Source organism: Marinococcus halotolerans DSM 16375 (genome assembly GCF_000420725.1).
In the GTDB taxonomy this organism is placed as follows: domain Bacteria; phylum Bacillota; class Bacilli; order Bacillales; family Marinococcaceae; genus Marinococcus; species Marinococcus halotolerans.
This window is the reverse complement of record NZ_ATVM01000004.1, coordinates 109789-132342: the sequence shown is the minus strand read 5'-3', so window position 1 is coordinate 132342 and position 22554 is coordinate 109789. Positions and strand designations below refer to the sequence as shown.

Genomic DNA, 22554 nt, shown 5'->3' with positions numbered 1-22554 from the left:
GCCGGCACCTTAGGCATATTTTTTTGCTTATCCAATAACGTTCACTTGGCTTCATTTAAAGTTTTCATGTACGAATTTTATTATGGAGAAAATCCCTTAGATAGTCTATCAACCACGGCACACAAAGTCAATAAAACACGAACATTAAAAGTTTTATTTGCTTAATTTGTTCGCTTATACAAAAAGCCCAGAGCCTAAGCTCCGGGCGGAATTTGATTATCATCGTGTCGCCGGTCCAAATTAACGAATTTATTATATTCTTTAATAAAAGCGAGCTCGGCCGTACCAACCGGGCCGTTACGCTGCTTGGCAATAATAATTTCAATGATATTCTGGTTTTCGGATTCCTGGTCATAGTAATCATCACGGTATAAAAACGAGACAATATCTGCATCCTGCTCAATACTTCCGGATTCCCTTAAATCAGACATCATCGGTCGTTTATCCTGCCTGGACTCCACACCGCGGGAAAGCTGGGACAGAGCAATTACCGGGACATCGAGTTCGCGCGCGAGAGCTTTTAAATTACGCGAGATTTCCGAAACTTCCTGCTGGCGGCTTTCTCCGCCTCGGCTGCTTCCCTGGATCAGCTGCAGGTAGTCGATCAAAATCATTCCGATACCCCGTTCCTGCTTCAGACGAAGACATTTCGCGCGTATGTCGTTCACCCGAATGCCTGGGGAATCATCAATAAAAATGCCGGCCGAAGACAAGCTTCCCATCGCCATCGTGAGCTTTTCCCAGTCTTCCTCCTGCAGTGCGCCGGTCCGGAGGCGGTTAGCATCAATGTTTCCTTCCGCACAGAGCATCCGCTGCACGAGTTGGGCAGCGCCCATCTCCAGGCTGAAAATCGCCACATTTTCCTCGGTTTTCGTCGCAATGTTCTGGGCAATGTTTAAGGCAAAGGCCGTTTTCCCCATGGAGGGCCTGGCAGCCACAATAACTAAGTCACTGCGCTGAAAGCCGGCAGTCATATGGTCGAGCTCGGCAAAGCCGCTTGCGATTCCGGTTACATCATTTTCCCGGTTCTGCAGCATTTCAATATTGTCGTATGTCTCAATGAGTACATCTTTAATGGAAACGAAGGCAGACGAACGGCGCTCCTGCGACACTTCCATTATAGTCTTTTCAGCTTCGTTAAGTACTTCCTCTACATCATGCTCTCCGCTGTAGCCTTCATTCACTATGTTAGTTGCCGCCCGTATCAGCCGCCGCAGCAGGGACTTGCTGTATACGCCCTGACTGTAATAACCGACGTTGGCAGCTGTCGGCACAGCATTTGCCAGATCGGTTAGATAAGAAAGGCCGCCGATCTCTTCGAGCACCTGCTTCGCCTGCAGCTCCGTGCTGACCGTAATAAGATCAACCGGCTCTCCCCGTTCGGACAGCTCAATCATTGTATTAAAGATACGCTGATGCGACTGACGATAGAAGTCTTCCGGCATTAGGTGCTCCGTAGCAGTGATAAGCGCTTCTCCTTCTAAAAAGACAGCACCCAAAACAGCCTGTTCTGCTTCAATATTCTGCGGGGGGACCCGTTCTGTGAAAATATCATTCATTGCTTTCACCTCGATAGAACGTGTTGAAAAAAAGAGCCTGATTCTTACCCTCTGTTTATGACGGGGAAACAGGCTCTTCATTCATCCACGCAGCTGTTACTCTTCCGTCACGTGTACGTTTACGACAGCTGTGACTTCAGGATGAATCTTAATCGGTACTTTTGTGTAGCCAAGTGAACGAATTGGCTGGTCAATTTCTATTTTGCGTTTATCCACTTTCATATTCATGCTTTTCAGCTTTTCAGCAATCTGTTTTGTGGAAACCGCTCCGAACAAACGGCCGCCTTCTCCCGCTTTGGCAGTAAGCTCCACGTCTGTTTTTTCAAGCTGCTCCTTAAACTTCTTCGCCTGCTCAAGCTCTTCCTGCTCACGTTCTTTTTGTTTTTTCTGCGTAGCTTCCAGATCCCGCAGATTGCCCTTGCTAGCTTCCACGGCAAGGTTTTTCTTTAATAAATAGTTTCTGGCGTATCCTTCAGATACGTCTGCAACTTCACCTTTTTTTCCCTGGCCCTTTACGTCTTGTTTCAGTATGACTTTCATTCGGATGTGCCCCCTTGCAAATATTCATCAATGGCCTGCTTCAGGCGTTTTTCCGCTTCTTCAATCGTAGCATCGGTCAGCTGCGTGGCCGCGTTCGTTAAATGACCGCCTCCGCCTAAAGCTTCCATTATTAACTGCACGTTCACTTCGCCAAGCGAACGGGCGCTAATACTAATTTTATCATCCTGACGCTTAGATATCACAAACGAACCTTTGATGTCATTCATCGTAAGCAGCGTGTCCGCTGCCTGAGCGATTAAAATCTGCCCGTACATTTCGTCTTCCGCAGCGGCGGCAACAGCCATGCCGTCACGGTAGACCTCCGCCCGTTCGATAAGGTGCGACCGCTCCACATATTGGTCGAGGTCTTCTTTTAACAGCATCTGTACCATCGTCGTATCGGCCCCGTGCATTTTTAAAAATGAGGCTGCGTCGAACGTTCTCGATCCTGTTCGGATGGCGAAGCTTTTCGTATCCACAATAATGCCTGCAAGCATTGCCGTTGCTTCAAGCACATCCATGCTGAGCTTTTTCGGCTGATACTCCAGAAGCTCCGTTACAAGCTCGGCTGTAGATGAAGCATACGGCTCCATGTATACAAGCACCGGATCTTCAATGAACTCTTCTCCCCGGCGGTGATGATCAAGAACAATCGTACGGTTCACGCGGTCAATCAGCCGCGGCTCAATAACCATGGATGGTTTATGTGTATCCACGACGACGAGCAGCGTATGCTTTGTCACTTCATCCATTGCTTCTGACGGCGTAATAAATTGAGACCACAGGTATTCATGGTTTTCGATTTCTTCCATCAGCTTTTTCACGTCCGGGTTAATTTCATCCGGATCCACGACGACGTACGCATCTGTATTATTTACTTCAGCGATTTTAAGCACGCCAATCGCAGCGCCAATAGCGTCCATATCCGGATTCTTATGGCCCATCACAATAACCTGATCGCTTTCGAGAACAAAATCCCGCAGTGCGTGGGAAATAACCCTGGCGCGCACCCGGGTACGCTTTTCAACAGCATTGGACTTCCCGCCGTAAAAGCGTACCTTCCCGTTCGCCTCCTTGATGGCTACCTGATCGCCGCCGCGTCCGAGTGCGAGATCGAGACTGGACTGGGCGAGCGAACCAAGCTCCTGCAAAGACGGCTCTCCCGCCCCGATACCGATACTCAGGGTGATGGTCACCTTCTCTTTACTCGTAATATCACGTACGTAATCGAGCAGTTCAAATTTCGTCTGCTCGAGGTGATCGAGAGCATCCTGATTCATGATAGCCATAAACCGGTCTACAGCGATGCTGCGCAGTAAAATGTCATGATCCCCCGCCCACTCATTCAAAGCGGTAGTCACATGACTCATCAGCCGGCTTCTTGTCTGATCATCCATGCCCTGGGTAACTTCGGTGAAATTATCTAAATAAATAAATGCAACGACTGATTTCTCTTTTTGATACATTGCCTGAATATCTGTCGTTTCAGTCATATCAAAGAAATACAGCAGCCGCTCTTCGCTGTGAATATACACGGTATAATGACGATTTCTGATCGTTAAGTGTATTTCGCTTTCCCCCTGCTTGATCGCTGCAGCCAGACGTTCAGATACAGTACCGATCGGCTTTCCCATGAATTCTTTCGGCAGATAGGAAAGGATAAAGGGGTTCGCCCACTGTATTTGATAATTCTTGTCATACAGAAGGATGCCTATAGGCATTTCAGTAACCGCTTCTTCTCCTGCCTTGTTCACACGGTGGGTCAGCGTAGATATATACCGTTCAAGCTCTTTTTCAAATGAACGCTCTGCCTGGATAACGTAAATAGCCAAAGCTCCGAGCAGGATAAATCCTACCGCCCCTATTTCCCATTGAAACCAGGTGAGAAAGGCAAGTGCTATTCCGGCTAATATGAACAATCCGACGATATGATAGCCGTACCACCGCCGTATTAAAAACTTCGGCATGTAACTCAACCCCTACTTCGTGTCGGTTTGAATGCGTTGCTTCAAGTTTAGACCTAAATCTATTATACCTAAAATGCGGGCTAAAAATAATGCTATTGTTGATAATAATATACTCCCGACAATAATGAGAACCCCGTAGTATTTTGGATAGGATTTAGCATGCAAAAAATAAAAGATCACAGTAAACCCCTGAATCGCTACAGCCAGCTCCAGGAGAGGAAAAAGGTTCATGACAACAATATACATAGCTGTACCTTCTTCAAGCCCGATCAGAATAAATATAGAACCCGTCAAATAATACCATATGAGCGATCTCGGAAAGTTCCAGTTTCGAAAAGCCGGGAACTGCTGATAGTCCATCCGGACACGCTTCAAAATGACATGAGCGAACACCTGGGTTATAAATGAAAGAATAATGCCTGTACCAATAAGGAGCACCGGGCCGATATATTGAATCAGCGTAACCATCTCGGCTAAGGCATCCAGATTCGACGTATTTTGATCGATGCTCTCCATCATGCTTCTCGCCTGGGAAATAGAATCATTCAATGTTTGCTGGATCAATTGAACCGGATCAATATTAAAAAGAAGTACCGAACTCAAATAAAATAAAACCAGGCCGGTTATATATGCCACAGTTCCTGCAGCAAAAACGGCAAAAGCAGGCTTTCTTTGATGAATAAGCGCGCCTGCCGCAATCCCCCCAAGGCCGAAAATCAACGCAGTCGGAAAACCAATTCCGCCCGTAAACAGAGTAGCAAGCAGCGCACAGACGATAAACATAAAAATGCCCGGCTTCCATCCGTTTCTTGCCACAAAAATAATAAACGGAAGCGGCATCGCTATCGTTAATATACTGCCCACGACCGGCACAAAGATCAACAGCAGTACCAGCACCAGGAAAACCGCGCTAAAGACGGCTGCTTCTGCAACACTTCTAGCGTTTTTCACTTCACGTTCACCTCATTTACAAAGGCAGTCAAATAAATGTACAGCAGCCGACCGATTACTTTTACTCTGACACCATCCCAGTGCTGCCTTCATCCCTTCGTATTCATGGAAATTCCATTCGTTCATTTTAGCTTATTCCTTTTCAAAAAGAAAGACGAACAGCCGAATAGTCAAAGGCTGTTCATATCTAAAAAACGCTGACTTCCGTCAGCGCCTTATTTCGTTTATTTATCTGCAGCAGAACTTTTATTTATTCTTCATTTGGCAGCTTGAAAGAAGAATCGTTTGGTATTTCCGCTTCTATGTTTTCATCCTTGGCCTGAATATCATCCTGCTTCAGTTCTTCAAGCTGTTTATTAATTTTCGTAATATAAGACTGAATGTCCATGTGAAGACCTCCTTCCCAGTATATAAAAAGCTTCATTGATTACTTCATTTATACCCCGGGGAGGGTGCTGATTAAACATGCAGCCAGTTTCCACACATTAAAATACCCTTTCCCAGGCGCCCGGCCTGAAAAAGGGTGTTTTAATGCTGTCCTTACTGCTCGCGCACAAAAGGAAGCAAGGCTACGTGACGGGAACGCTTGATAGCGCGGGTCAGCTTACGCTGATATTTCGCACTTGTACCAGTTACGCGGCGTGGAAGGATCTTTCCTCTTTCTGAAATAAACTTCTTCAGGAGTTCTGTATCCTTGTAATCAATATGGGTAATTTTGTTTACTGTGAAGTAACAAACTTTCCGTCTTTTTCCTCTACGACGTGCTGCTGCTGCCATTGTTTATCCTCCTTTATAAAAGATTGTTTATGCTCTCAGGGGTTTTAAAATGGCAAATCGTCATCTGAAATGTCGATTGGCTGCCCGTTATCCGAAAACGGATCATCGTTTAAATTGGACGAATCACGATTTTGCTGGCCTGAACCTGAGCTCTGGCTGTTCTGCTGCTGAGAATAGCCGCCGCCCTGCGAAGAACCTCCGCCTCCGGATGCTCCGCGCGGTTCAAGGAACTGTACGCTCTCCGCCTGAACTTCTACTACCGTTACACGACGGCCTTCCTGATTTTCATAGCTCCGGCTCTGCATACGTCCATCTACACCGGCCAGGCTGCCTTTTTTCAAGTAATTGGCCACATTTTCTGCCTGCTTCCGCCAAATGACGCAGTTAAGAAAGTCTGCTTCGCGTTCGCCCTGCTGGTTGGTAAATGGACGATTTACCGCAATGCGAAAGTTAGCGACTGCTACGCCGTTCGGGGTATAACGCAGATCAGGGTCCGCGGTCAGCCGACCGACTAACACGACACGATTTATCATTTAAACCCCTCCTGATTGTTAATGAAATTAGTCGTCGTTACGAACAACTAAGTGGCGGATTACGTTATCATCGATTTTAACCAGACGGTCAAATTCGTTGGTAGCGTCCGCGGTGCCTTTAATGTAGGTTACAACGTAATACCCGTCACGAAAATCGTTGATTTCGTATGCGAGACGTTTTTTACCTACTTCGTCTACTTTTTCAATTTCAGCGCCGTTATCCGTTAAGATCTTGTTGTACCGTTCGATAGTGTTTTTCACACCGTCTTCGTCAACATTCGGGCTGATAATGTAAAGTACCTCATAATTCCGCATGCTGCGTCACCTCCTTTTGGTCTTCGGCTCTTTTCCACTGGAAAAGAACAAGGAGCAAAAAACGCTTATCCGTTTTTAACTCGCAAGTTAAAATTATATCAGCTTGACTTTCATTTTACAATATTTCAGCCAGAAAAATTAAACGTTGAAGCGGAAGTGAACGACGTCGCCGTCCTTAACGATATATTCCTTGCCTTCAAGCCTTACTTTGCCTGCTTCCTTGGCGCTGTTCATTGCACCTGCCTGCATCAGGTCCTCATATCCGACAACCTCAGCACGGATAAAGCCTTTTTCGAAATCACTGTGAATTACCCCGGCCGCCTGAGGGGCTTTTGTATTCCTGCGGATCGTCCATGCTCGTACTTCAGGTTCACCTGCAGTAAAGTACGTCTGCAGGCCAAGCAGGGAATAAGCTTCCCGGATCAGCTGGTCCAGCCCCGGCTCTTCGATGCCGAGGTCCTGAAGGAATTCGCTTTTTTCTTCTCCTTCAAGCTCTGCAAGCTCTTCTTCAATTTTCCCGGAAATAACTACAACGCCTGCCCCTTCGGCTGCTGCGAATTCTTTAACGCGGGAGACGTGTTCATTGTCTTCTTCTTCCATTAAGTCGTCTTCGCTGACGTTGGCTACGTATAACACCGGCTTCATCGTGAGAAGCTGGAAGCCTTTAACGATTTTCAGCTCTTCCTCAGTCCATTCCAGGCTGCGCACGGGCTGCTCTTCTTTCAATGCTTCGACAATCTTTTCGAGTACCGCATGCTCCTGCATGGCGTCTTTATCCTTGGATTTAGCAAGCTTAGCTACTTTATCAATCCGTTTTTCCGCCGTTTCAAGGTCTGCAAGAATCAGTTCAAGGTTAATTACTTCAATATCATGGATCGGATCTATTTTTCCCGAAACGTGGGTGACGTCATCACTGTCAAAGCAGCGTACCACGTGGGAGATCGCATCCACTTCCCGGATATGCGAAAGGAATTTATTGCCGAGCCCTTCTCCCTTGCTCGCTCCTTCTACAATGCCGGCGATGTCTGTAAACTCAAATGCGGTAGGAATTGTTTTTTTCGGCTGAAACATATTTGTTAACTGTTCGAGCCTGCTGTCCGGAACTTCCACAATACCTACGTTCGGGTCGATAGTGCAGAACGGATAGTTGGCAGACTCCGCCCCTGCCTGGGTGATCGCGTTGAACAATGTTGACTTCCCAACGTTTGGAAGTCCGACTATACCTGTAGTTAAAGCCATTTATTATTTCCTTCTTTCTTTCAATTAATATTTCTCTAAACATAACAAAGAGGACAACCGCAGCTGTCCTGAAAAGCAACTCTTTATCGTTAGTATATTGCTTTGAGTATAGTATAATTTCACTTTTGCGACAACAAGAGCGGCTTTACGGGAATTATTCGAGCACCTTTTTTACCTTTTTACTGAACTCTTTTCTTGGAAGCATAACGCTGTGCCCGCATCCTTCGCATTTAATCCGGATATCGGCGCCCATCCGGATAATTCTCCAGCGATTCACACCACACGGGTGCTGTTTTTTCATTTCCACAATACTATTGATATCAAAAGGCTGCTTTTCCACCATGAGTCCCGTTTTCTCCTTTCTTTTCATCTCACCTGAATGATTCGATACTTTTTATCCTATCGTAATCCGTCAAAAACCTCAATTAAACTGTTATCTTACTGTTCAGGACGGCTGCTGCTTAAATATGCCAGTTATTTTTATCCAAACGCGGGTATAGTAGGCTAATACAATTATTTTTGGGGAGAATTCTGGAAAGGAGTTATCTGTTATGGGGAAAAAAGCTGTTTCACGTGAAGCTTACCGCACTCACTGCCACGTCAGCATGGATGAGCCCGGCAGTGCTGGAGAGCTGGCGGAATGCCTCTCCGGCCATCTCCGGGAGCGTGTCACAGATGAAGATATCATCCTGGTCTGTATTGGCACAGACCGCTCCACCGGAGACTCTCTCGGACCATTAACCGGAAGCAAGCTTCTTGACAAAAAACTGGAAAACTTTTATATATACGGCACTCTCCAGTACCCGGTCCACGCTGTTAATCTGGAAGAGACGCTCTCCATCATCGAAGCAGAGCACCCGCATGCTTTTATTATCGCTGTGGACGCCTGTCTTGGCTATCTTCAGAATGTAGGAAAAGTTACTTTGAATGAAGGGGGAGTAACTCCGGGAGCTGCCATGAAAAAGAAGCTCCCTGTGGTTGGAGATATGCATATTAACGGGATAGTAAACGTCAGTGGAATGATGGAGTACTTTGTCCTGCAAAATACCCGCCTGTATACTATCGACACGATGGCTTCTTTAATAGCAGAAAGCTTCCTTCTCGCCGATCAGTCTATATCAAAGCAGCATGTTTTTCAGGAGGAAGAAGCCACCACCCCTCCGGTAACTTTCCACAATGACGACGACCATGCGCGCTTTCTCCGGGAGGCTTCATCCGCCGAACAGACGGATAATAAACACAAAAAAAGCCACCATCGGTATCGCCGGAAGTAGATTTGCCACCCGGATTTCTAAAAGGCCTGCCAGCTTTAATCCAATAGCGATAATCATCACGCCGCCAGTAGCCGTCATTTCAGTAATAAAGGTATCCATGGCCTCCTGCGGCACCAGCCTGTCAATCTGGACAGCAAAAAGAGCAATGGACCCCTGGTAAATAACAACCGGAATAAACGAAAATAGCACACCAATCCCCATCGTCGTTGTAAAAATAAGCGCAGAAAACCCGTCGAGCATCGATTTTGTAAATAAAACATCGTGCTCCTGGCGCAAACCGCTGTCCATTGCTCCAAGTACTGCCATCGCTCCCACCACATATACCAGCGTGGCAGTTACAAAACCTTTGGCTACTGTATTCTCTGTACCCCGGCTTCCCATTCGTTTTTCCACCCACTGGCCAATTGATTCCAGCCCGTCTTCGATTCGCAGACGCTCTCCTGCCCAGGCTCCAGTCACCAGACTGCCTACGACAATTAAAAATTGCTCTGTCTGCAGCCCCATCTGGATCCCGAGAAGAACAACTGCAAGCGCGAGCGCCTGCATAATAGTAGTTTTCATTCTTTCTGGTATGCGGTGAAACAATAACCCCATTAACGATCCAATAATAATAGTCACTCCGTTGACCAATGTTCCAGTCAGCACCATAAATGTCCGCTCCCTTTTCCCGTTTGTTTCTTTATTTCCCTATGTATACTCTTTAAAGATTTTGAAGGTACGCTGATAAAAAGCTGTCCAGCTGCCAAAAGCGTCGCTCGTTTTTTCCCTCCATTGTTCTTTTGGGTGTTATTTGTGTATTTTTCCGCTTTATTCTTATTAAATAAAAATTTTTTCCTTTTTGCTCAAAGAATGGCATAAACGCCAAAATGTGCGCTCCCCTTTTTCAGTAACAAGTGAGCTTTAAATATTTTACTACAAAATGAACTGGAGCGGGCTTGCCCTAAACGGCAAAGGTTACATAGCTGATGTCTTTTATCGTTCATTCCGCTTCTCTCATTTTAAGGAGAGATTATGATGATCATCCTCTTACCTAATCACAAATACGATACCGCTAAAAGTATACTTGCTTTGCAACAGCAGTCCTATTATACAGAAGCTTTGCTTATAGACAATTTTGATATTCCTGCTCTGAATGAAACCGTGGAAGCTATCCGTTCATCAAAGGAAACCTTTATCGGCTACTTTGTGGAAGGCGAGCTACGCGCTTTTATTGCTTATGAATATCAAGAGAAAAAACTGCAAATTACACGGCTCGTCGTCCACCCGGATTTTTTCCGGCGGGGCTTTGCCTCTTATCTGCTGAAATATCTATTAAATCATCATCTCGATACTTTAATCTACGCCTGCACCAGCGAAAAGAACCAGCCGGCAATCGACCTTTACTATTCGTTCGGGTTTGCCATTACCCGCACATTCAGCCTTTCCGACGGGCACCCAATAGTGGTGCTTGAGCGCCATTCCTCCTATTCCTGATATCTTCACCGGCTTCTATCTTTGGGACCAAACAAATTACAAAGGCTCCCGGTTGATGAACCGGAAGCCCTTGCTCTATTCTTTTTCTTCACTCAGAAGCTGAAGAATCCGATCCAGGTCCTCGTCCGAAAAGAATTCGATCTCAATCTTTCCTTTATTTTTTCCCTGCTGAATAGAAACAGAGGTACCAAAATACGATTGGAGCTCCTCCGCTTTTTGTTCAAGGAAAGGAGAGGCCGGCTGTTTTTGCTTTGTTTCACGTGGAACACCCTCGTTCATCTGCTGAACAAGAGCTTCCGTCTGCCTGACATTGAGTGCCTGTTTGACAATTTGTTCGCTCACCTTCACTGCCAGCTCTTTCTTTTTCAATCCAAGAAGCGTTCTGGCGTGCCCCATGGAAATCTCCTTGGTCTCAACAAGCTTTTGCACTTCTGTCGGAAGCTGCAGAAGCCGGATATAGTTGGCAATGTGCGGCCTGCTCTTTCCGAGCCGCTTGGACAGTTCATCCTGCGTAATACTGAGGGAATCCACCAGACGCTGATACGCATGGGCTTCTTCTAATGGATTCAGGTCTTCGCGCTGCAGATTTTCAATTAACGCGACTTCCATCATCCGCTCATCGCTTAAATCCTTTACGATCGCCGGAATTTCTTTTAAACCTGCCGCTGAGGCAGCACGGAACCGCCGTTCTCCAGTAACAATATCGTACCCTTTAATACTTTTGCGGACGAGAATTGGCTGCAAAACCCCGAACTCCGCCACAGAGTGCTTCAGCTCTTCAATTGCTTCCTGTTCAAATTGTTTTCTCGGCTGATAAGGGTTCGGCCGTAATTCCTGTACTGGTACGGCAGTGATTTGATCTTCGTTGCCGCCTGTTTCTTCCGGGAAAAAAGCGTTCAATCCTCTACCTAGACCTTTGGCCACCAGCAACCACTTCCTTTGCTAATTCTAAATAGACCTCGGCACCCTTAGACTTTGCGTCATACATAATAATTGGAAGACCGTGGCTTGGAGCTTCCCCAAGACGTATATTCCGGGGAATGATCGTTTCGAATACTTTTTCCTGAAAATATTTTTTCACTTCTTCTATAACCTGAAATCCAAGATTGGTCCTTGCGTCGAGCATTGTAAGAAGGACCCCTTCGATTTCCAGATCATGATTTAAGTGCTTTTGGACGAGCCGGACCGTATTGAGCAGCTGGCTCAATCCCTCCAGGGCGTAGTACTCACACTGCACAGGGATTAAAATCGAGTCCGAAGCGGAAAGCGCGTTGATCGTTAAAAGTCCAAGGGAGGGCGGGCAATCGATTATTATGTAGTCGTACTGCGCAGCCACATCCTCCAACGCATTTTTCAGCCTTATTTCCCGGGAAATGGTGGAGACCAGTTCAATTTCTGCCCCAGACAGCTGTATAGTGGCAGGTACTACGTCCAGTTGTTCCAAAGCTGTGCCCCGGACAATATCACGAATATCTGTATCTTCAACGAGGACGTTATATACGCATTTTTCAACGTCCCCTTTTTCAATGCCGGCCCCGCTGGTGGCGTTGCCCTGCGGGTCAATGTCTACGAGAAGCACCCGCTGACCCACATGTGCCAGACAGGCACTAATGTTCACTGCTGTTGTTGTTTTCCCAACGCCGCCTTTCTGGTTGGCGATAGCAACAGTTTTTGCCATCGATACACCTACTTTCCCAATTCCTTGCTGTTCTTCTTGTTTACTGCTTCGATTTTGGTATTCGAATGGTCACCTGATAATAACCATCATAGTCTTCTTCATCCGTATCAATTGCCATGCCGCTTTTTGTCACCATGTCTATCGACTCCCGGATCGTATTTAAGGCAATACGGGTATCCCTGGATACGTGTTTTTTCGGCTGCTTTGTCTTTTTCGGCTTTGGATCAAGCAACGCCGCAATCTTATCTTCCGTCTGTTTTACGTTCCAGTCCTTTTCAATGGCTTCATCAACGATACGATCCTGACGCTCCGCCTCCGGCAGCTTCAGAAGTGCTCTGGCATGCCGTTCGGTAATTTCTTTTTCGGAGAGCTTCTCCTGAACGTATTCAGACAGATGCAAAAGACGAAGCTTATTAGCAATGGTGGACTGACTTTTCCCCAGCCGCTGCGCCAGACTCGCCTGTGTAAGCTGGTTCATTTCCAGCAGCCTGGCATATGCGGCTGCCTCTTCAAGCGCTGTTAATGCTTCCCGCTGCAGGTTTTCAATGAGCGCAATTGAAGCCGTCTGGGTGTCATTAAATTCTTTCACCAGTGCCGGTATCTCTTTCCATCCAAGCTTCTGCGAAGCGCGCCAGCGCCTTTCGCCAGCAATAATTTCATAGCCGCCGGACTGCTTTCTGACTGTTATTGGCTGTAGAAGGCCGTGCGTCTGCAGCGACTGGGCTAGTTCCGAAAGCTTTTCATCTGAAAAGATCGTACGCGGCTGAAAAGGATTGGCCATGATTTGATGAATAGGAATCATTTTGACTTCGTGTTCATTAATGCCGCTTTTTTCGGCCTGGTTGTCCCCCAGGCCGAACCATTTTTGAATAGACTGTTTCATACCCGTATATCACCTCACTTAAAAACTGCGGCCCTTGATGCTTCACTCGTTGAGTTCGTACATTTGCTATTTTCATTCTATCACGTTTCTAAGGGTTGTCGAATGAGCCGTGAGTGATTATAAAGGATTTTTCGCCGGGGTTCCTGGTTTTCTCGGATACGTTTTTGGGGTTTTTTTCTTTTTTTCGAATGTTAAAAGTACCCGCTCGCTCTGTTCTTCCGGGAGCTTCATTTTCTTCGGGGCTGCTGCTTCTGCTTCTAATTTTACGAGGGCGTTTTCCGCCTCATGCAGTTCCTCTTCTCCACTTGCACCCTTCCACGCAATGAAAACACCTCCCGGCTTTACAAACGGCAAACAGAGCTCGAGCAGCACTGGAAGCTTGGCCACAGCCCGGGCACTGGCTGCGTCAAACTGATCCCGGTATGCCTTTTGACGCGCGAGCTGCTCGGCCCGGTCATGGATGAGAGTCACTCCTTCAAGCCCGAGTTCACTCACGATTTCCTCTAAAAAACCGATGCGTTTTTTTAAAGAGTCGACAATGGTAACCTGAAGCCCTGGAAAGCAAATCTTAAGAGGCAGACTCGGGAAGCCGGCTCCTGAACCGACATCGATCAGGCTTCCCTCTTCCTTAAAGGCCGCCAGGGAAGCTCCGGTAAGGGAATCATAAAAATGTTTTTCATACACCTCCCGTTCTTCAGTAATGCCTGTCAGGTTCATGCGCTCATTCCATTCGACAAGCAGCTGATAATACTGCTCGAACTGCTTTTTCTGTTTAGTGTTCAAAGAGATATGTATGGCTTCAAGCCATTCGGGAAAATTTTCTTTACTCATTCTTGTCTTTCCTGCCCTTCACTGGATAATACGATCACGCCCATACTCCTGGTATCTGCACCGCAGAAAGACGGCGTATCTTGAAAAAAAGCCCCTGCTTTCGCTAAGCAGGGGCTTTATCACGCACTGTTACGTTGTTGCCATACGGCCCTGTTCAATATACACAAGCAGTATAGATATATCGGACGGATTTACCCCGGATACACGGGACGCCTGACCGACAGAAAGCGGACGTACTTCTGAAAGCTTTTGTCTCGCTTCAATTGCAATACCGGAAATGGAATGGTAATCGATGCTCTCCGGAATCTTCTTCTCTTCCATTTTCTTCATCCGCTCGACCTGTTCAAGCTGTTTGGAAATATACCCTTCGTATTTCACCTGGATTTCCACCTGCTCAGTTACATCCGGCGCAATAGACGACGGTGCGTCTGCAAATGGAGCGACATCAGCATAACCGATTTCCGGCCGCTTCATCAGGTGAGCCGCCGAAGCTGCTTCCTTCATCGCTGTCGAGCCACGGGAAATAAGCATGTCATTGATTTCTTCATTCGGCTTCAGGGTAAAGCTTTCCAATCGTTTTTTCTCGGCCTCGATCGATTCTTTTTTATGCACAAATCGTTCGTAGCGGGCCTCCGGAACCAATCCGATCTCCCGGCCGATTTCGGTTAAACGCAGGTCGGCGTTATCATGACGGAGAAGCAGGCGATATTCCGCCCTCGACGTTAACAGACGGTATGGTTCGTTAGTGCCTTTAGTGACCAGATCGTCGATCAATACCCCGATATAAGCATCCGAACGGTCGAGGATGACGCCTTCCCTGCCCTGTGCTTTGCGGGCTGCGTTGATTCCGGCCATAATTCCCTGGCCGGCAGCTTCCTCATATCCGGACGTGCCGTTAATCTGACCGGCCGTGAAGAGACCTTCCACGGTTTTTGTTTCAAGGGTCGGCCACAGCTGCGTCGGTACGATGGCATCGTATTCGATCGCATATCCCGGGCGCATCATTTTTACGTTTTCAAGCCCCGGAATTGTTTTGAGTATGCCAAACTGAATGTCCTCCGGAAGACTGGTTGAGAGCCCCTGCACGTATACTTCATCTGTATTTCGGCCTTCAGGCTCGAGGAAAATCTGGTGCTTCGGCTTGTCATTAAAACGGACAATTTTGTCCTCAATTGAAGGACAGTATCTCGGACCGGTTCCTTCTATCATACCGGAATACATTGGGGAACGCTGCAGATTGTTCGTGATCAGCTCATGCGTTTCTGCGCCGGTATAGGTGAGCCAGCATGGCAGCTGATCGGTAATGAATTCCACCGTTTCATAGGAAAAGGCCCGCGGCTGTTCATCACCGGGCTGAATCTCTGTTTTGCTGTAATCGATGGAATTACTGTTTACCCGCGGCGGCGTTCCGGTTTTGAACCGGACCATGTCAAGGCCGAGCGCTTTAATGCTGTCCGACAAATTGATGGAAGGCTGCATGTTATTCGGGCCGCTTTCATACGCGAGTTCTCCGAGAATAATCTTGCCGCGCAGATAAGTTCCTGTTGTCACTACGACCGATGAAGCGTAGTAGCTCGCGCCAGTGTTAGTAACTACACCCTTGCATACGTTATCTTCAACGATCAACTCCTCCACCAGACCCTGGCGGATCGTTAAATTTTCTGTGTTCTCAAGGGTCCGCTTCATTTCCTGCTGATAAAGAAATTTATCGGCCTGGGCACGGAGTGCCTGAACAGCCGGTCCCTTTCCTGTATTAAGCATCCGCATCTGGATATGCGTTTTATCAATATTTTTAGCCATTTCTCCGCCGAGCGCATCAATTTCGCGAACGACAATCCCTTTTGCCGGCCCTCCTACAGACGGGTTGCACGGCATAAACGCTACGGCGTCGAGGTTCAGCGTCAGCATCAATGTGCTGGCTCCCATGCGTGCAGAAGCAAGCCCTGCTTCTACGCCCGCATGTCCGGCGCCGATGACAATCGTGTCATAATTTCCTCCGTTGTAACTCATTACGGTTCCTCCTTCTAGTATTACCCTCCGCCTGCAGCGGACGTATCTATTTTCCGAGACAAAACTGGGCAAACAGCTGATCAATTAATCCGTCGTGCACGTTTTCTCCGACAATTTCTCCGAGCTGTTCCCAGGCCCGGGTAATATCAATTTGTACCATGTCTACCGGCACTCCCATTTCCACGGCTTCCAAAGCGTCATTTACCGAACGTTTTGCCTGGTTCAACAACCCAATATGACGGGCATTGGACAAATAATTCATGTCTGCTGCCTCTACTCCTTCATCAAAAAAGAGATGGGCGATTGCTTCTTCAAGACTGTCGATGCCTTCATCATTCAGAAAAGAAGCGGCAATAATCGGCCGGCCGGATGTATACTCCCGGAGTTCTTCCTCATCCACCTGTTTGGGAAGATCCGTTTTATTCATTATAACAATAACATTCATGCCCTGAACTGCCTGAAATAATGCTCGGTCTTCATCGGACAGCGGCTCTGCGCTGTTGATGACAAGAAGGATCAGCTCCGCTTCCTGAAGCACCTGGCGGGAGCGTTCTACGCCGATCTTTTCCACAATATCCTCAGTTTCACGTATGCCGGCGGTATCAATTAAACGAAGAGGCACACCCCGGACGTTTACATACTCTTCGAGCACGTCTCTTGTAGTGCCGGGCACTTCCGTTACAATTGCTTTATTTTCATGTACCAAATTATTCATCAGGGAGGATTTTCCTACGTTTGGCCGGCCGATAATCGCTGTGCCGAGCCCTTCCCGCATAATTTTCCCCTGTCTCGCCGTTACGAGCAGCTGGTCGATCTCTTCGCCGACAAACGCTACATTTTCCTTTAAAACATTCGTCGTCACAACATCAGCATCAAATTCAGGGTAGTCAATATTCACTTCCACATTGGCCACTGTTTCGAGAAGCTTTTGGCGAAGCTTACGGATCCGTTCGGAAAGTCTTCCTTCCACCTGCTTTAAAGCACTCTGCATGGCCCGGTCAGTTTTGGCTCTGATCAGGTCCATGACGCCTTCTGCCTGCGTCAGATCAATACGCCCATTTAAAAATGCACGTTTCGTAAACTCTCCAGGCTCCGCCAGCCGCGCTCCCTGACTTAATACGTTATCAAGAACACGATTAACCGAGACCAGCCCTCCGTGGCAGTTAATTTCCACGATATCTTCTCTTGTAAATGTTTTTGGGGCCCTGAGCACAGAAATCATGGATTCTTCAATTACGGAGCCGTCCGCCGGGTCGATAATATGCCCATAATGGATCGTATGCGTTTCCACATCATGAAGAGATTTTTTGCCCTTATACACATGATCCGCAATAGCAAGCGCTTCGTCTCCGCTCAGGCGGACAATCGCAATAGCCCCTTCCCCGCTCGGAGTGGAAATCGCGGCAATTGTATCTGTTTCCATTCATCAACCCTCCCTGGGTTTTTCTTCATCTATTAGACATACGAAAAGGACGACACCTTTTTTCGGCATCGTTTTCGTCGTTTCCTTATATGCTTCTAACTAAATAGAATATCATATGAAAGCAAGTTCGCAAAAGGTTTTTATCCACATGTGGATAACCTGTGTACAGATGCCTTCTGTTTAAAAAACCGCCTGGTACTCCAGACGGCAGCTCGTTCTATTTTTGCTTTTCTTTTGCAGCAGGTGTGATTACTACGTGGCGTCTTGGTTCTTTTCCAGACGACGTTGTTTCAACATTTTTATGCTGGTGCAGGGTCTGATGAATAATTTTTCGTTCCGCTGCGTCCATGGGCTCAAGTTTAATTGTCCCATTTTCCCGGATAGCTTTCCCCGCCATGCGCTCGGCAAACCGCTGCAGCGATTCTTTTCGTTTCCCTCGGTAATTTTCAGCGTCAATTATAATATGCTGCTTGGCGTCAGCGTACTTATTGGCGGCGGTGTTCGTAAGATGCTGGAGCGCATCGAGGGTCTTTCCTCGTTTTCCAATCAGAAGGCCCAGAGAAGAGCCTTTGATCTCCATCATAGTATGCTTTCTTGAGATCTTTACTTCCACCTCTGCTTCTATATTCATAGCCTGTACCAGATCTTTTAAGTATGCAGCCGCTTCCTCCACAGGATCGATTCGAAGGAATACTTCTATGGAAGCCTGCTTCGCTCCAATACCGAGAAACCCTTTTCTTGGCTGTTCAAGCACATGATATTCAATACGGCCTATTGTTGTTTCCCACTCCCGCACAGCTGTGTCTAAAGCTTCTTCTACTGTTTTCCCGGAAACCTTCATTGATTGGTCCACCGTTACCCCGCCCTCCTTGTTTCTTAGTACCTGCTTTTCGTTCATTGCGGACATCTATATGCATATGCTGCACGTACGTGCAGGGGCAAAATAATTCTGATGTTAATTTCCCATGGGCCCTGTAAATAATTTCTTCAGTGCCGGCGGAAATCCCTCTATTTTAAAAGTATCTTCGCTCCCGGCCGCTGCCGATTCAGAAGCGAAAACAGCTTCTTGTTTACCTTTTGGGCTTTGCTTTACCTGAGTTTAACAAACCGGCTTTTTTAAATACATGGGTCAGACTTTTTTTCGTTTCATGGTAATCCATATCCGCTACCGGTTTCCTCGCTATGACTACCAGGTCGTAGCCTCCCGGGATCCGGGGCTCGAGTTCCGATACAGCTTCGCGCAGATAGCGCTTGATCCGGTTGCGCATGACGGCATTTCCCATTCGCTTACTGACAGTGAGGCCTGCCCGGTAATGAACCTGCTCCTCTCTTTTTAAGGTATAAAGCACAAACTGCCGGTTGGCAACGGAAGTTCCGTGCGCAAAAATATAGCTGAACTCGTGATTCTTTTTTAAACGATTGTGCTTTTTCATTACCCGGCCCCCTTTTTCCTATAATAACTGCCGGCAATTTTATTTTTCTTTCCGGCTGAAGACAGAAAAAAAGACCACTGGATAGAATCCGTGGCCTTCTTATGCAGATAATACTTTTCTACCTTTACGACGACGATTTTTCAAAACCTGACGACCGTTCTTTGTTCCCATTCTCGCACGGAAACCGTGTACTTTTTTACGCTTCCGGTTGTTAGGGGTAAATGTTGGTTTTCCCATAGTGTATCGCACCTCCTCAAGGAGTAATAAACGTTCGAAAACATTCCCGTAAATTATATAGAGAATAAGAAAAACTGTCAACCACCCCCTGGGCGATACCGGCAGCTGTTTTTACTGCGTTTGTACACAGCGATTCTTCTTTACTATGTGGATAGTCAAAAGCGAACATAAAAAATGCCCACAGCGTTATAAACAACTTGTACACATAATCTTGTGCTGTGGATAGTTTCTATACACAAGTTCTTGAGTTTGTGGATAAACAAATATGTTCCCGTTGTTATTCATCTTTTTATTTGCTATCATGGATTAAGTTTCTGTTAATAACATTCCATACAATGCAACCTTATCCACAGCTGTTGATAACTTTGTGGATAATTTTCCACAGCCATTGGACAATGTTATTCACAGCCCTGTGCATTATGTGTATTTCTTTTTTTACATAATTTTATTATTATTGCACAATAATTTTATACCGCATACAATATGCATCTCCCGCATATTCACTTATTGGGTTTCTTTCTTTCACCATGATAAGATAGAAGCCTTTTCTGTCTTTCCAGCGATTTGAGTCTCCAGCCAAACCATTGTATACTGCTAAACCTGTACGAGAGGAGTGCGTCCTTATTGGAAAATATTACTGATTTATGGAACCAGACATTGGAACTAATGCAGGAAAAAGTAAGTAAACCAAGCTATGAAACGTGGTTGAAAGCGACTGAGGCCTCGGATCTTCAAGGAGATACCGTCATTATTGAAGCACCGAACGAGTTTGCCCGCGACTGGCTTGAGAGCCGTTATACAAACCTGATTACTGACGCTTTAGAAGATATTACCGGATCCGCGCTGCAGGTGAAATTTGTGATACCGCAGGCTGAAGCTCCGGTTGAAAATGAACCAGCGCCTCCAAAAACGGCTCCGTCCGGTTCCAGCCAGGACCCTCCAAAGAGCATGCTGAATGATAAATACTCATTTAATACTTTTGTGATCGGCTCCGGGAATCGTTTTGCCCATGCCGCATCGCTTGCAGTAGCTGAAGCGCCGGCCAAAGCATACAATCCATTATTTATTTACGGCGGTGTCGGCCTTGGAAAAACCCACCTGATGCATGCCATCGGCCATTATGTTATTGATCATAACCCCAATGCCAAAGTTATGTACCTGTCCTCCGAAAAGTTCACCAATGAATTTATCAATGCTATCCGGGACAACAAAGCCGTGCATTTCCGGAACAAATATCGAAACGTCGATGTACTGCTTATCGACGATATTCAGTTTTTAGCGGGAAAAGAGCAGACACAGGAAGAGTTTTTCCACACCTTTAACGCTCTTCATGAAGAAAGCAAACAAATTGTCATCTCAAGCGATCGGCCGCCAAAGGAAATACCAACGCTTGAAGACCGGCTCCGTTCCCGGTTTGAATGGGGGTTAATCACCGATATCACGCCGCCGGATCTCGAAACAAGAATCGCTATTCTGCGTAAAAAAGCGAAAGCAGAAATGCTTGATATTCCAAACGAGGTCATGCTCTATATTGCCAACCAAATTGATACAAACATCCGTGAACTCGAGGGGGCACTTATCCGTGTCGTCGCTTATTCTTCGTTGATCAATCAGGACATGAACGCTGACCTCGCGGCTGAAGCTTTAAAAGACATCATTCCTACTGCCCAGCCGAAGACAGTCACTATTGAGCATATTCAGGAAAGGGTAGCGACTCAGTTTCAGATGCCTGTGCCCGAATTAAAGGCAAAAAAACGTACGAAGAGCATCGCTTTTCCGCGTCAGATCGCCATGTATCTGTCCCGGGAAATGACCGATGCCTCTCTGCCAAAAATTGGCGAGGCTTTTGGCGGCAGAGACCATACGACCGTCATTCATGCCCACGAAAAAATATCAAATCTAATGTCTACAGATACAGAACTGCAAAAAACGGTCCAGGGAATCATCGATCAGTTACGCACATAGATGTGGATAACGACCTGAAGTTATGCACAACTTATTAACAGGTTTAAATGCCTGAATTAGCAGTTCAAATCTTATTTATCCACAGTACTAACAAGCCCTACTACTATTACTACTTTAAAAACAATATATATAAAGGGAGATGACCTATGCATTTCACCGTCGATCGAGAGCAATTTGTGCAACATGTACAAAACGTAAATAAAGCTGTCTCCTCCAGAACGACAATTCCAATACTGACCGGAATTAAAATCATTGCAGCCGCCGATGGCGTAACATTAACAGGCAGTGATTCTGACATATCCATCGAAACGTTCATTCCAGCAGAGGAAAATGATAACCAGTATGTGCAGGTACAGGAGCAGGGAAGCATTGTGCTCCAGGCCCGTTTTTTTGCCGAAATAGTGAAAAAGCTTCCGGGAGAGGAAATCGAAGTTGTCGTACAGGACCAGTTCGCGACTACTATCCGTTCCGGCTCCGTTGTATTTAACCTGAACGGTCTGGATCCGGAAGAATACCCGCGGCTTCCAAAGCTTGATGATACAAATATGTTCCATCTGCCGCAAAGCTTACTCAAGGACATGATCCGCCAGACGGTTTTTGCCGTCTCAGCGCAGGAAACACGACCGGTGTTAACAGGTGTAAACCTTGAAAGTGAAAACGGGGAGCTGATCTGTACTGCTACAGACAGCCACCGGCTTGCTCTTCGGAAAGCAAACCTTGAAGCAGGTTCAGATGCTCCCGACCTATCCAACATCGTCATTCCGGGCAAAAGCCTGAATGAATTAAGCCGACTGCTGAGCGATGATGATTCCACCGTCGAAATTATTATTACGGAAACCCAGGTAATGTTTCGTTTTCCACATCTTCTGTTTTACTCCCGGCTTCTTGATGGGAAATATCCGGTGACAAAAAATATGATCCCTTCTGAAACCAAAACCGGCGTGGAGCTGTCTACAAAGGAATTACTGCAGTCCCTTGACCGGGCGCTGCTGCTTTCAAGAGAAACAAAAAACAATGTGATCAACTTAAAAACACTCGGAGACGGAAGGGTAGAAATCAACTCCGTTTCTTCTGAAATCGGGAAAGTGACGGAAAACATCGATTGTGATAAAATAGACGGAGAAGAGCTTCGCATTTCGTTTAACGGAAAAAATATCACAGATGCCCTGAAAGTAATCGATAGTGAAAAAATTCATATTCAATTTACCGGGGCGATGAGCCCATTTGTGGTGCGGCCGACAGACCATGATCAGATGCTGCATTTATTCTCCCCGGTACGCACGTATTAAAAGTTGAACAATTATACGGCCTTTTGTATAAAACAGGGGGCCGTTTTTCTTATGTTGTGCTGACAGGGAATATGAAACGAATAGTGCGATATACTGGCATTTTCCGCTTATTTTTAGTAAAATATAGAGTATGAATGAAATATGTTCGGAAACAGGCAGAAGTAATAATTATGCTTT

At 46.5% G+C, this 22554-nt stretch carries 24 protein-coding genes; 4 read left to right on the top strand and 20 right to left on the bottom strand.

What is annotated here, in order from left to right:
* Positions 1-194: 194 nt before the first annotated feature.
* From dnaB to G548_RS0104520, 10 genes are all read right to left on the bottom strand, one after another.
* The gene (gene dnaB / locus G548_RS0104565; protein ID WP_022792968.1) at positions 195-1559 is read right to left on the bottom strand and encodes a replicative DNA helicase; all 1365 of its coding nucleotides are present in this window, start codon (positions 1557-1559) and stop codon (positions 195-197) included.
* Between the two features lie 96 nt (positions 1560-1655).
* On the bottom strand, positions 1656-2099 hold the full coding sequence (rplI, locus tag G548_RS0104560) for a 50S ribosomal protein L9 (RefSeq protein ID WP_022792967.1): 444 nt from the start codon (positions 2097-2099) through the stop codon (positions 1656-1658).
* Positions 2096-4066 carry a DHH family phosphoesterase gene (locus G548_RS0104555; RefSeq protein ID WP_022792966.1) on the bottom strand — a complete coding sequence of 657 codons (1971 nt, stop codon included), beginning with the start codon at positions 4064-4066 and terminating at the stop codon, positions 2096-2098. Before G548_RS0104555 ends, rplI begins: the two co-directional genes overlap by 4 nt.
* Positions 4067-4078: 12 nt before the next feature.
* Complete coding sequence (locus G548_RS0104550; RefSeq protein ID WP_022792965.1) at positions 4079-5017, bottom strand: YybS family protein; 939 nt, start codon at positions 5015-5017, stop codon at positions 4079-4081.
* Positions 5018-5267: 250 nt separating this feature from the next.
* Complete coding sequence (locus G548_RS19130; RefSeq protein WP_022792964.1) at positions 5268-5405, bottom strand: hypothetical protein; 138 nt, start codon at positions 5403-5405, stop codon at positions 5268-5270.
* A gap of 152 nt (positions 5406-5557) precedes the next feature.
* Entirely contained in the window at positions 5558-5794 is a 237-nt protein-coding gene (gene rpsR, locus G548_RS0104540) for a 30S ribosomal protein S18 (RefSeq protein ID WP_022792963.1), read from the bottom strand.
* Between the two features lie 44 nt (positions 5795-5838).
* Positions 5839-6327: a single-stranded DNA-binding protein gene (gene ssb, locus G548_RS0104535; RefSeq protein ID WP_022792962.1), complete on the bottom strand. Its 489-nt coding sequence runs from the start codon at positions 6325-6327 to the stop codon at positions 5839-5841.
* 27 nt (positions 6328-6354) lie between these two features.
* Positions 6355-6642, bottom strand: coding sequence for a 30S ribosomal protein S6 (gene rpsF / locus G548_RS0104530; protein WP_022792961.1), 288 nt, complete (start codon positions 6640-6642; stop codon positions 6355-6357).
* 138 nt (positions 6643-6780) lie between these two features.
* Positions 6781-7881: a redox-regulated ATPase YchF gene (ychF, locus tag G548_RS0104525; RefSeq protein ID WP_022792960.1), complete on the bottom strand. Its 1101-nt coding sequence runs from the start codon at positions 7879-7881 to the stop codon at positions 6781-6783.
* 154 nt (positions 7882-8035) lie between these two features.
* Positions 8036-8224, bottom strand: a complete 189-nt coding sequence (locus G548_RS0104520; protein ID WP_022792959.1) for a DUF951 domain-containing protein — start codon at positions 8222-8224, stop codon at positions 8036-8038.
* Positions 8225-8432: 208 nt separating this feature from the next.
* Here G548_RS0104520 and yyaC point away from each other — a divergent pair, with 208 nt between their 5' ends.
* On the top strand, positions 8433-9155 hold the full coding sequence (yyaC, locus tag G548_RS17365; protein ID WP_022792958.1) for a spore protease YyaC: 723 nt from the start codon (positions 8433-8435) through the stop codon (positions 9153-9155).
* Here yyaC and G548_RS0104510 read toward each other — a convergent pair.
* The gene (locus G548_RS0104510) at positions 9093-9803 is read right to left on the bottom strand and encodes a DUF554 domain-containing protein (RefSeq protein WP_022792957.1); all 711 of its coding nucleotides are present in this window, start codon (positions 9801-9803) and stop codon (positions 9093-9095) included. The two genes, yyaC and G548_RS0104510, sit on opposite strands and share 63 nt — an antisense overlap.
* A gap of 366 nt (positions 9804-10169) precedes the next feature.
* Between G548_RS0104510 and G548_RS0104500 the strand changes: the two genes are divergently transcribed.
* Positions 10170-10628: a GNAT family N-acetyltransferase gene (locus G548_RS0104500; protein WP_022792955.1), complete on the top strand. Its 459-nt coding sequence runs from the start codon at positions 10170-10172 to the stop codon at positions 10626-10628.
* A gap of 75 nt (positions 10629-10703) precedes the next feature.
* Here G548_RS0104500 and G548_RS0104495 read toward each other — a convergent pair whose 3' ends face one another.
* From G548_RS0104495 to rpmH, 9 genes are all read right to left on the bottom strand, one after another.
* Complete coding sequence (locus G548_RS0104495) at positions 10704-11552, bottom strand: ParB/RepB/Spo0J family partition protein (protein ID WP_022792954.1); 849 nt, start codon at positions 11550-11552, stop codon at positions 10704-10706.
* Entirely contained in the window at positions 11533-12306 is a 774-nt protein-coding gene (locus G548_RS0104490; RefSeq protein ID WP_022792953.1) for a ParA family protein, read from the bottom strand. Before G548_RS0104490 ends, G548_RS0104495 begins: the two co-directional genes overlap by 20 nt.
* Before the next feature lie 40 nt (positions 12307-12346).
* The gene (noc, locus tag G548_RS0104485; RefSeq protein ID WP_022792952.1) at positions 12347-13189 is read right to left on the bottom strand and encodes a nucleoid occlusion protein; all 843 of its coding nucleotides are present in this window, start codon (positions 13187-13189) and stop codon (positions 12347-12349) included.
* A gap of 117 nt (positions 13190-13306) precedes the next feature.
* Positions 13307-14020, bottom strand: a complete 714-nt coding sequence (gene rsmG / locus G548_RS0104480) for a 16S rRNA (guanine(527)-N(7))-methyltransferase RsmG (RefSeq protein ID WP_022792951.1) — start codon at positions 14018-14020, stop codon at positions 13307-13309.
* 129 nt (positions 14021-14149) lie between these two features.
* On the bottom strand, positions 14150-16030 hold the full coding sequence (mnmG, locus tag G548_RS0104475; RefSeq protein ID WP_022792950.1) for a tRNA uridine-5-carboxymethylaminomethyl(34) synthesis enzyme MnmG: 1881 nt from the start codon (positions 16028-16030) through the stop codon (positions 14150-14152).
* Positions 16031-16076: 46 nt separating this feature from the next.
* Positions 16077-17453: a tRNA uridine-5-carboxymethylaminomethyl(34) synthesis GTPase MnmE gene (gene mnmE / locus G548_RS0104470; protein ID WP_022792949.1), complete on the bottom strand. Its 1377-nt coding sequence runs from the start codon at positions 17451-17453 to the stop codon at positions 16077-16079.
* Positions 17454-17670: 217 nt separating this feature from the next.
* On the bottom strand, positions 17671-18306 hold the full coding sequence (jag, locus tag G548_RS0104465) for an RNA-binding cell elongation regulator Jag/EloR (RefSeq protein ID WP_022792948.1): 636 nt from the start codon (positions 18304-18306) through the stop codon (positions 17671-17673).
* A gap of 217 nt (positions 18307-18523) precedes the next feature.
* Positions 18524-18886: a ribonuclease P protein component gene (gene rnpA, locus G548_RS0104460; protein WP_022792947.1), complete on the bottom strand. Its 363-nt coding sequence runs from the start codon at positions 18884-18886 to the stop codon at positions 18524-18526.
* 99 nt (positions 18887-18985) lie between these two features.
* Positions 18986-19123, bottom strand: a complete 138-nt coding sequence (gene rpmH, locus G548_RS18975; RefSeq protein WP_079474470.1) for a 50S ribosomal protein L34 — start codon at positions 19121-19123, stop codon at positions 18986-18988.
* Between the two features lie 624 nt (positions 19124-19747).
* On the opposite strand from rpmH, the gene dnaA reads away from it, so the two are divergent.
* Positions 19748-21088 carry a chromosomal replication initiator protein DnaA gene (gene dnaA, locus G548_RS0104455; RefSeq protein WP_022792946.1) on the top strand — a complete coding sequence of 447 codons (1341 nt, stop codon included), beginning with the start codon at positions 19748-19750 and terminating at the stop codon, positions 21086-21088.
* A 146-nt stretch (positions 21089-21234) separates the two neighbouring features.
* Positions 21235-22377 carry a DNA polymerase III subunit beta gene (gene dnaN, locus G548_RS0104450; RefSeq protein WP_022792945.1) on the top strand — a complete coding sequence of 381 codons (1143 nt, stop codon included), beginning with the start codon at positions 21235-21237 and terminating at the stop codon, positions 22375-22377.
* The last annotated feature ends 177 nt before the right edge of the window (positions 22378-22554 follow it).

Coding starts and splice junctions, on each gene's coding strand:
- dnaB (WP_022792968.1), bottom strand. CDS start 1,559: ATGAATGATATTTTCACAGAACGGGTCCCCCCGCAGAATATTGAAGCA.
- rplI (WP_022792967.1), bottom strand. CDS start 2,099: ATGAAAGTCATACTGAAACAAGACGTAAAGGGCCAGGGAAAAAAAGGT.
- G548_RS0104555 (WP_022792966.1), bottom strand. CDS start 4,066: ATGCCGAAGTTTTTAATACGGCGGTGGTACGGCTATCATATCGTCGGA.
- G548_RS19130 (WP_022792964.1), bottom strand. CDS start 5,405: ATGGACATTCAGTCTTATATTACGAAAATTAATAAACAGCTTGAAGAA.
- rpsR (WP_022792963.1), bottom strand. CDS start 5,794: ATGGCAGCAGCAGCACGTCGTAGAGGAAAAAGACGGAAAGTTTGTTAC.
- ssb (WP_022792962.1), bottom strand. CDS start 6,327: ATGATAAATCGTGTCGTGTTAGTCGGTCGGCTGACCGCGGACCCTGAT.
- rpsF (WP_022792961.1), bottom strand. CDS start 6,642: ATGCGGAATTATGAGGTACTTTACATTATCAGCCCGAATGTTGACGAA.
- ychF (WP_022792960.1), bottom strand. CDS start 7,881: ATGGCTTTAACTACAGGTATAGTCGGACTTCCAAACGTTGGGAAGTCA.
- G548_RS0104520 (WP_022792959.1), bottom strand. CDS start 8,224: ATGGTGGAAAAGCAGCCTTTTGATATCAATAGTATTGTGGAAATGAAA.
- yyaC (WP_022792958.1), top strand. CDS start 8,433: ATGGGGAAAAAAGCTGTTTCACGTGAAGCTTACCGCACTCACTGCCAC.
- G548_RS0104510 (WP_022792957.1), bottom strand. CDS start 9,803: ATGGTGCTGACTGGAACATTGGTCAACGGAGTGACTATTATTATTGGA.
- G548_RS0104500 (WP_022792955.1), top strand. CDS start 10,170: ATGATCATCCTCTTACCTAATCACAAATACGATACCGCTAAAAGTATA.
- G548_RS0104490 (WP_022792953.1), bottom strand. CDS start 12,306: ATGGCAAAAACTGTTGCTATCGCCAACCAGAAAGGCGGCGTTGGGAAA.
- noc (WP_022792952.1), bottom strand. CDS start 13,189: ATGAAACAGTCTATTCAAAAATGGTTCGGCCTGGGGGACAACCAGGCC.
- rsmG (WP_022792951.1), bottom strand. CDS start 14,020: ATGAGTAAAGAAAATTTTCCCGAATGGCTTGAAGCCATACATATCTCT.
- mnmG (WP_022792950.1), bottom strand. CDS start 16,030: ATGAGTTACAACGGAGGAAATTATGACACGATTGTCATCGGCGCCGGA.
- mnmE (WP_022792949.1), bottom strand. CDS start 17,453: ATGGAAACAGATACAATTGCCGCGATTTCCACTCCGAGCGGGGAAGGG.
- rnpA (WP_022792947.1), bottom strand. CDS start 18,886: ATGAAAAAGCACAATCGTTTAAAAAAGAATCACGAGTTCAGCTATATT.
- rpmH (WP_079474470.1), bottom strand. CDS start 19,123: ATGGGAAAACCAACATTTACCCCTAACAACCGGAAGCGTAAAAAAGTA.
- dnaN (WP_022792945.1), top strand. CDS start 21,235: ATGCATTTCACCGTCGATCGAGAGCAATTTGTGCAACATGTACAAAAC.